Source organism: Streptosporangium sp. NPDC023615, from assembly GCF_040640155.1.
GTDB lineage: Bacteria > Actinomycetota > Actinomycetes > Streptosporangiales > Streptosporangiaceae > Streptosporangium.
The window spans coordinates 1-7,170 of the sequence record NZ_JBFABE010000128.1 but is presented as its reverse complement, the minus strand read 5'-3'; the positions used below and the strand labels follow the sequence as shown (position 1 = coordinate 7,170).

7 protein-coding genes are annotated in these 7,170 nt (G+C 36.5%); 3 read left to right on the top strand and 4 right to left on the bottom strand.

All coding sequences use genetic code 11. The annotated features are described in order from the left end of the window. The 4 genes from AB0G16_RS38020 to AB0G16_RS38005 all read right to left on the bottom strand — a co-directional run. Nucleotides 1–485 (bottom strand): hypothetical protein (locus AB0G16_RS38020; protein ID WP_362815764.1); only part of this gene is annotated, 485 nt, incomplete at its 3' end. A 170-nt stretch (nucleotides 486–655) separates the two neighbouring features. After that, nucleotides 656–1,342, bottom strand: a complete 687-nt coding sequence (locus AB0G16_RS38015) for a hypothetical protein (RefSeq protein ID WP_362815763.1) — start codon at nucleotides 1,340–1,342, stop codon at nucleotides 656–658. Beyond that, complete coding sequence (locus tag AB0G16_RS38010) at nucleotides 1,335–1,745, bottom strand: hypothetical protein (RefSeq protein WP_362815761.1); 411 nt, start codon at nucleotides 1,743–1,745, stop codon at nucleotides 1,335–1,337. Before AB0G16_RS38010 ends, AB0G16_RS38015 begins: the two co-directional genes overlap by 8 nt. Nucleotides 1,746–1,773: 28 nt before the next feature. Continuing rightward, on the bottom strand, nucleotides 1,774–2,841 hold the full coding sequence (locus AB0G16_RS38005; RefSeq protein WP_362815759.1) for a hypothetical protein: 1,068 nt from the start codon (nucleotides 2,839–2,841) through the stop codon (nucleotides 1,774–1,776). A 500-nt stretch (nucleotides 2,842–3,341) separates the two neighbouring features. Between AB0G16_RS38005 and repM the strand changes: the two genes are divergently transcribed. The 3 genes from repM (at nucleotide 3,342) to AB0G16_RS37990 (ending at nucleotide 7,120) form a co-directional block, all read left to right on the top strand. After that, complete coding sequence (gene repM / locus AB0G16_RS38000; protein ID WP_362815757.1) at nucleotides 3,342–4,331, top strand: replication initiation protein RepM; 990 nt, start codon at nucleotides 3,342–3,344, stop codon at nucleotides 4,329–4,331. Next, nucleotides 4,328–4,684, top strand: a complete 357-nt coding sequence (locus AB0G16_RS37995) for a hypothetical protein (RefSeq protein ID WP_102076190.1) — start codon at nucleotides 4,328–4,330, stop codon at nucleotides 4,682–4,684. The genes repM and AB0G16_RS37995 overlap by 4 nt, the downstream gene beginning before the upstream one ends. A 75-nt stretch (nucleotides 4,685–4,759) precedes the next feature. Beyond that, on the top strand, nucleotides 4,760–7,120 hold the full coding sequence (locus AB0G16_RS37990; RefSeq protein ID WP_362815755.1) for a DNA methyltransferase: 2,361 nt from the start codon (nucleotides 4,760–4,762) through the stop codon (nucleotides 7,118–7,120). The last annotated feature ends 50 nt before the right edge of the window (nucleotides 7,121–7,170 follow it).

Below are 7,170 nucleotides of genomic sequence, written 5' to 3'. Positions count from 1 at the left end.
CACTTTTTTTTCTTCTCAACCGTAGCTACGGTTGAGTTGTCTGTTTTTTCTTTCTGTTGTTCAACTGGCGGCTCATAGCCCTGCTCAGACTTTTTAAATTCTAGTAGTCTGACTTGCGCGAAATCCTGAATACTGGCATTGGCTTTATCCAGCGTTTTGTTCAATTGTGCTATCTGCTCTTGATAATTCTCTATCAACTTCTTTTGATCACTCACCTGTTGGCTGAGGTGCTCATTTTTGAGCTTTTCAAGCGCTAATTGGTGTTCAATGTCCGTATTGTACTGAACACTTTGACTGTTCAGCGGTGTACTTTGGACAGTGTCCACTGAACGTTCAGTACGTTTTTTAGAAATTGGCTCACCGAACACTCGCAACATTTCTGAAACGTCTATTTTCTTGTCTGCGGTTCTGGAAAGCTCACCATCATTGACTTTCTGATAGATGGTGGTTCTTGATACACCCCATTCTTTTGCCGCTTTTGTCACCGATATTTTCATTGTTCACCTAGTGTTCAAGTACGTTTTTAGCAACTGTCCAGTACAACTGTCCAGAACGTTCAGTGAACAACTATGGCATTAACTTAGCTATGAGACAAGTTAGATATTTTAGTGGCTTCTTATAAGTAAAAAGAGCATACGCTCTTATAAAAGCGAGATTATTTCTTTCTTCTATCTTTTGGTTGATGTCTAAAGTCGATAATCATATGGCGTACGGTATACTCTAATCCCGATGATGAATGTATATGATAGCTATAAAACACTAAATTACTTTTAGGGCACACTTCTAGTCTAAGAGCAGGTGCATATGGCATATCATCGTCATCGGCTATATCTACTTTCTTTTCTACTACCTCTTTCCAATTGTTCAAAATATCTAATTGGTTTTTTTGAGTTTCTGTAATGTATAAAATCACGCCACCTGAATTTTGATTGTCGAGTCCTGTAGAGTAACGATATAAAAGTTGCTTTAATCCTTGATACGCATCGGTATAGCTTGTTTGGTTACTATTTATCTTACCTTCACCTAGCCACTGATAATCGGTATAAGGGAGAGTAACAACGATATCAGCATTACCATTAATATGAACATCATGATCAGCTTTCCAGCCACGGCAATTCAACATATTACAAATGGTAGTGTTTACTAAGTTCTCCCCTTGTTTAGAATTGTCTTTCATACCTTGATAGTATTTATCTTTATACTTATTCAAATTTCCAATCACAAATTCTAAATCATCGTATAAAGTATCTATAAACTGTAGATAATTACTAACTTCAGGTTCAACTGAACGTTGACGATTACGTTTATTGGATAGAGTTGCGTTCGTGAGTGTATTAGGCATTCGACAACCTCATAAACTCAGGTGACACAGAAAAGTAAGTAATGACCTGTCTTCCAAACTCTTCCTCACTTAACTCTTCACCTGTAAATGGGTTAGAAAGCTCATCATTTCTCATATCTTCAATAATTTCTTCTCTATTTGGAACAGCTACAAAACCATTTCTTGGATGCAAAGCTTCAAATTGTTGAACAAGGACGTTAACATTCACTCTAGTTAGGTAAAATACAGCATCATAAAATACATCTTCATCAACATTAGGGTTGAGGTTATGTAAATCTTTGAAGGTTAGATGGGTTCTTGTTTTCGAACCAATAGAAACATGGTCAATAATTGACAAACAGATATCTGCCATCTGTTTACCAATATGACTGTTCTCAATAATATTATTTTTTATACTAGACACAGTTTTATGTTCCATTTTGAACTTACCGTTAGCTAATTAGCTTGTCTAAAATGAAGTCTAAATCTATCTTGCTTCTTGAGCCGTAGATATAGGCGTCATAAAGGTGAGATCCATTATTAGTATTAATAGCTAAATAACTGCTTTTTAGTGATATATCGATTATTGGTGTATCTGATTCTCTGTAAAACCTCGTACTGATTCTATATGGCGTAATATCATTGTGTAGTAATTTACCATTTGACTTCTCATTACGTACCCCTTCAGTTCCTTTCCTATGATAAGTTGCTTCTCTTAAATCTTTACCATGGCCTTTAAGGGTTTCGTGATGAGCAGTACCAGCTGGGGTCATAAAATATATCTCAGTTACTCCATTAGACTTATCAATTGGGAAATCATAAAATTCTTGTATTTTCGGAAATAAATCAACTTCGTTACTAAGAACAATACCTAATGTTCTTCTTAAGAAATTATGAAAATTATGCTGGGCAACACTTAGCTCATTTCTTCCTAATATAAGTGCTAAGTCAATTCCTATAATCACTAAGTTTTCTTTGGTGTCTATCATGATAAAGTCGTGACAGTCGAGAGGGGTCTTTTTGATGCCTATAACCTCTTGAAACTCTTCTGACATATCTTCTCTTAAATCATCTGGACTTAGTGTTTTTCTTACACTTATTTCTCTAGAAACAACGAACTGAAATACTGTTTGATAAGGAGATAAGTCTTTTCTTGCATAAATGCAGTAATTAGTTGGCTCCGTAGCCATATCTGTATCACTTGAAAAGACATCTGTAAGCTTGTCATATAAATCAGAAATATCCGGTATGTCTTTAAAAATTGAAATGAGTTTGTCATCAAAATCTATATGAGAAACCACAAGATCCTGCATAGATTTAGCAAGTTCATTTAGTTTAGAGATATCAAACTCACTGTTCAGCTTATTTTTCAGCCCATCAAAATTTCTTGCACTTAGTCCTGCTTTGGTTGTTTTAAAAACAGATCTAACTTCATATAAAGGGATTTCTCTCTCAGAAGCTTTATCAACTAAATCAGCTATATTTTCACGTAGTTCATTAATATCAATAGTTGTATCCATTTAAATCCCTTAATAGAATCAATACTCATGTAATTTGTAACAAATTGTTTCAAAAAACGTTTGTTAGTGCACTATGTTAACACTTTTACTTTTAAAAAATTAACTCATATCTATTAAAACTGAACAATGGTTACTAGTATTTCCTGTGGATCTAAAGATCATTGTGATTTCTACACTGAGCAATTTTTCTAAAAATAACAGTACAGAATGTACTTTGATAAGGATGATTTTTTGAAGTAAATTTTATTAAAAAATAAGTAAAAAGGTTTTTAATGTTTTTAATAGTTTTTAAAAGCTTTTAGGCTCGCTACAGAGCTTACTAGTAAAGGAGTTTGGGACTGATAAAGCTACCTTTTACGACCCATAAAGCTACCTTTTACGACCCATAAAGCTACCTTTTACGACCTTATAGATACTTTTATATAGCTATTGTAGCGATATTCATTTAATGTTATGGTTATGGCTAATTTACATATTGTTCAAGCACAGGCAAGGCAGCCATGACAAAAAAACAAATAGTTTCTAAAGATAATGATTTGATGGGCGCAAGTTATAGCTTAGGAGTGGCAGAGCAGCGGCTTATATTCCTAGCAATCATTGAAGCAAGGGAGCAGAACAAGCTGATCAATGTAGGTAAGCCTTTGCGCCTTTACGCTAAAAGCTATGAGCAGCAATTCAGTGTAGAAAAACATACTGCATACGAAGCCATGAAACGTGCAGTTAACGGGTTGTATGAAGCAGGATTTAGTTACGACAAGATAGAAGAGGCAAGCGGCAAGAACATACATTATAAAAGCCGTTGGGTAGAGAAGATTGCTTATGCTGATGAATTGGGCTGTGTTGAGCTAACTTTTGCGAGTGATGTTATACCGCTTATAACACGCCTTGATAGCTGCTATACCGAATATGAGTTAAGGCAGGTAAGTAGCTTGCAAAGCGAATATGCCATTAGACTATATGAATTAATGATACGTTGGCGCTCAGTTGGCAAAACCAATAAGATAATGATTGGTGATTTACGCTCGATGCTAGGGGTTGAGCCTAGTAAATATAAACAGATGAATAACTTTAAAGCAAAAGTATTAGACCATGCTATAAAGCAGATTAACGATCATACGGACATTACAGCCACGTATGAGCAGCATAAGCAAGGGCGTCAGATTGCAGGCTTTACCTTTAGGTTTAAAATTAAGGAAAAAGATACGAAACCTCTTGGCATAGTAAGAGATCCTCATAGTATCGATTGGATAAACGGTGTTACAGATGAAGAGGTTAAAGGTATGACTCCAGCGCAAGCAGATAAGTATGCGGAGCTACTACACCAAGAACCCTCAATCGTAGGTAACTGGTCAGATTGTGATAGCTACTTTAAAGCTAAGATGAAGCTGAAAAAACAACTACAAGAGCCTAGGTATGTTAGAGAGTACATGACTCATTTGCTGAGTTGCAGTGACCCTTTCAGCCCTAAACTCATAGGATTACAAAAATGATTAATTATTTTGAAAAGTTAACGAAGCAACAAGAAGCAATTCGGACTACATTGATAGATTTTTTTCCACATTTACCTATTCAATTTTATCCATATGTTGTTTATAAATACGATAAAAAACAGCTAGTAAGCTTTTGCAGATTTTTTAACGACTGGTGGTCACTACACAAGATGTTTTACCCAGATGACTCGAATGATGAAGGTTTTTTCCATAACATGATAGATAAAAAGTATGCAGATTACAGTACTGCAATGGATATAAGTTTTCTACAACAGCAGTCAGACGTCATATCTGATGCTGATTTATTGGATGAATGTATTGATGAATTTTGGGATAAATTTAGAAGTAAATAAGAATTAAGCTTCAAACAGTCAAAATGATGAGTATTATTAGCAGCAATTCTATTAAACAAAACAGTAAGGCTACCAATGAGTTTAGACTATCAGCATATCCGTGAGCAGCTACACCGTATTATCCATGACTATAAAGACGCTGAGGGATATGAGAGGGGTCAAAGTCAGAACTTTTGGACACAGATATTCAATGCTTATGGCGTATCGGGTCAAGTACAGCTAAAAGCGTTTGAACATCGTCTAAAAGATGATAAATCTCAAAAGTATGTTGATGCATTTATTCCTAAACTGGTCATGATTGAACAAAAAAGCCGTGGTCTTGATCTAAATAAAGCTTATAACCAAGTCAGCAAATACTATGAACGCCTAAGCGTAGCAGATAAGCCAAGATATATCGTGCTGTCTAACTTCGATGAGCTATGGCTATTCGATATCGAAAACCCTCTAAACATCAAAGAATATAAATGTCCGATTGCTGATCTTCCTAAAAATGCGGAATGGCTGGACTTCTTAGCACCAAACGCTGCAATGGCTGAGATCGTTGAAGAAAACCCTATCAACCGTCAAGCTACTGAAATGGTTGCTAAGCTACATCAGGCTTTTATCTCCGATGGAGTTAATGCCGATGAATTGGCACTATTCTTAACTCGCCTGATCTTTTGTTTCTTTGCCGATGACACCGGCATCTTTGGACAAAAAAACCTGTTAGATGGATTGCTCAAAAACGAGGCAAGAAGTGACGGCAGCAACCTCAATGAAGTATTTACCACGCTGTTTGATACTTTAAACACTAAAGATCGCTCAAGTCGCCTGCCTGAAAGCTATGCTGCCTTTGCTTATATCAACGGTGATCTGTTCTCTCAGTCAATCCGTATTCCTTACTTCGATGAGAACCTCTATAACCTAGTCGTTCAGTGCAATAACCTTGATTGGAGCGAGATTAGCCCTGCTATTTTTGGCTCAATGTTCCAAAGCGTACTCGATATAGACGACACAGCCGACAGCGACGATAAGCGTCGTGAGTTTGGCGCTCATTACACCAGTGAAAAGAATATTTTAAAGGTCATCAATTCTTTATTCTTGCAAGAGCTGCGTGATGAGTTTTCAAAGTGCGCTAAAGATAAGCCTAGAGCTATAAAGCTCTATGAAAAGCTGCCGAAATTGACCTTTTTTGATCCTGCTTGTGGCTGCGGTAACTTTCTAATCATTGCTTACCGTGAGTTGCGACTATTAGAAAATCAGCTGATCGCACAGATTTACGGTGAACAAAGAGGGCTGCTTGATATTAGCAGTATGTGCCAAGTTACTGTTGAGCAGTTCTACGGTATCGAGATTGAACCACACGCGGCTCATATTGCAAGGGTAGCCATGTGGATCACCGATCATCAGTTAAACCAAGCCACTGCTGAGCGTTTTGGTACGACGCGCCCTACAACGCCCATTGTGTACAGTCCACACATTACAGAGGGCAATGCCCTGCAAATTGACTGGGAGGACGTTCTAGCAGCCAATGAGTGCGATTTTGTGATGGGTAATCCGCCTTTCATTGGTAAAAAAAATCAAAACAAACTACAGAGACAGGATATTGAGTTAGTAGCTAAGAATATTAGTGGTTATAAATATTTAGATTACGTCGCAGGATGGTACATAAAAGCAATGCACTATATGCAGTCTGTAAGCATGCAGAATCACCATATAGAAACGGCTTTCGTTTCTACAAATTCAATTATGCAAGGTGAACAAGTAGCGGTGCTTTGGAAATATATATTAGAAGATAGTAAAGGCTATATTAATTTTGCTCACCATACTTTCAAATGGACGAATGAAGGCAAGGGAGTAGCTGCTGTGCATTGTGTAATAGTTGGATACTCTGACTTCGAGCGTAAAGAAAAAACTATTTTTAACTATGATGATGTTTCTGGAGAGCCTGTACCTAAAAAATCTAAAATCATTAATGGATATTTAGTAGATGCACCAACAGTGTTTTTTGACAGAACTAGAAATCAGGTTTCAAATGAAGAAATCATGGACTCAGGCTCTAAGGCAACAGACGGTGGAAATCTGAGTTTAACTGAGCAAGAATACATAGAGCTTTTGGAAAATGAACCTTTAGCCAAAAAATATGTACGTCCATATCTTGGTGGAACAGAATTTTTGAATGGTATAAAAAGATGGTGTTTATGGTTTCATGATACAGAGGCTTTAGAATTAAATAATTATTTAAAGGAAATGCCAAGGGTTCGAGAGCGATTAGAGAAAGTGCGTGAGATGCGGTTATTAAGCACTGATAAGAAAACTAAAGAGGATGCCGTTAAACCTCACTTATTTCAATATAACCGCCAACCTAACACTGACTATATATTTATTCCACAAGTTTCATCAGAGAACCGTAGATTTTATCCTATTGGCTTTATTAGTAAGGAGGTCGTTTGGTAATCCCCCCAATAAATAAGAACACTCATAAATAGAGAGTAACTGCTAAAATA